We start from the raw sequence: 1,543 nt of genomic DNA, 5'->3' as shown, positions 1-1,543 counted from the left end.
GGTGCGCCGGGTGCGCCGGGTGCGCCGGGCCCGCCGGGTGCAGCCGGGCGGGGGCTCACGGCAGGCGCCACTCGCCGTCCACGCGCCGCAGCGCCTCGACGGCCGTCACGGCCTCCACCGGCACGGGCGCGTACACGTGCGGGAACGCCTGGCCGGTGCCCTCGAGGTCCTCCTCGACCACCTCGACGCCGAGCAGGTCGGGGTCGATGCGCAGCACGACGAGCTCGCCGGTCCAGTCGCCGTAGACGGCCGCGGCCACCTGCTCGACCTGGTGGGCCCAGGAGCAGTGGACGTACCCCACCTCGGCGAGCGAGGCCCCCCGCGTCGACCGGTCGTAGGAGCCGGCGGTCCGGGCCTCGGCCCAGTCCGCGGGGTCGGTGAGGTGCAGCAGATCGGCCATGCCGGGAGCCTGTCACGCCGGGGCCCGGCGGACCCGGCCGCTCCTCCCCCCCGACGGGGGGACGACCCGGTCGGACCTCCGGTGGCCCGTGCGGTCAAGGCCGCTCCCGTGCCCGCCGATGGAGGGGCGTGGACGTCTTCGCCCCCCGGGACCCCCGGGCCGCCACCCGCGCGCTGACGGTGGTCATCGTGGTGTCGGCGGCCGTGCTGGCCGGCTACACAGCCGTCTCGCCCCCGGCCGGGGTCGTGCTGGCGCTCGTGGTCGGCGTCGTCGTCCTCCTCCTCGCCGGGGCGCTGGGCCTGGTGCTCGCGCCCGACCGGGTGCCGCCGTGGGTCCACGGTGCCGCCCCCGCCGCGGGCGTGGTCGTCGTCGCCTGCCTGGACGTGGCCACCCGCGACGCCTCCACCGCGGCCCAGGTGTTCTTCCTCCTGCCCGTCGTCTACGTCGCCGCCCACCTGGGCCGTGCCGCCGCCTGGGGCCTCACGGCGCTGGCCATGGCCGGGGAGGCCGTCGTCACGGGGCTCCTGCTCACGCCGACGGCGGCCGTCACCGACACCGTCTACCTCACCGCCGTCGCCGTCACCACGACCGCCCTGCTCGTGCGTGCCAACCGGCGCACCGACGAGCTGCTCGCCGAGCTCCGGCACCTGGCGGCGGTCGACCCCCTCACCGGCCTCGTCACCCGCCGCGTCCTCGACGACGCCGCCGCCTGCGCCCTGACCTCCGCCGACACCGACGCGGGCACGTCGTTCGTGCTCGTCGACGTCGACCGGTTCAAGAGCGTCAACGACTCCTTCGGCCACCCGGCCGGCGACCAGGTCCTCTGCCACGTCGGGGAGCAGCTGGTGGCGGTCGTCGGCGCGGGCGCCGTCGTCAGCCGGCTCGGCGGCGACGAGCTCGCCGTCCTCCTGCCGAGCACCCCCGTCGAGGTCGCCCGCGAGTGCGCCGAGGCCGCCCTGGCGCGGCTGCGCGCGCATGCCCTGCACCTGGAGGACGGCCGCCGCGTCACGGTGAGCGCGAGCATCGGCGTCGCCCACGCCCCGGTCCACGCCCGCGACCTCGCCGGGCTCTACCGGGCCGCCGACGCCGCCCTGTACGAGGCCAAGCGCGGCGGGCGCGACCGGGTCGCCGTCGCCGCGGGCC

2 protein-coding genes are annotated in these 1,543 nt (G+C 78.0%); one reads left to right on the top strand and one right to left on the bottom strand.

Translation table 11 applies throughout. From position 1 onward, the window contains the following. Window positions 1-55 precede the first annotated feature (55 nt). Window positions 56-400, bottom strand: a complete 345-nt coding sequence (locus WCS02_RS20230; protein WP_340296108.1) for a DUF952 domain-containing protein — start codon at window positions 398-400, stop codon at window positions 56-58. 128 nt (window positions 401-528) lie between these two features. Between WCS02_RS20230 and WCS02_RS20225 the strand changes: the two genes are divergently transcribed. Then, window positions 529-1,543 (top strand): GGDEF domain-containing protein (locus tag WCS02_RS20225; RefSeq protein WP_340296106.1); only part of this gene is annotated, 1,015 nt, incomplete at its 3' end.

The organism is Aquipuribacter hungaricus (assembly GCF_037860755.1).
Lineage (GTDB): Bacteria > Actinomycetota > Actinomycetes > Actinomycetales > JBBAYJ01 > Aquipuribacter > Aquipuribacter hungaricus.
This window is presented reverse-complemented; position numbering and strand designations above follow the sequence as displayed.

Coding starts and splice junctions, on each gene's coding strand:
- WCS02_RS20230 (WP_340296108.1), bottom strand. CDS start 400: ATGGCCGATCTGCTGCACCTCACCGACCCCGCGGACTGGGCCGAGGCC.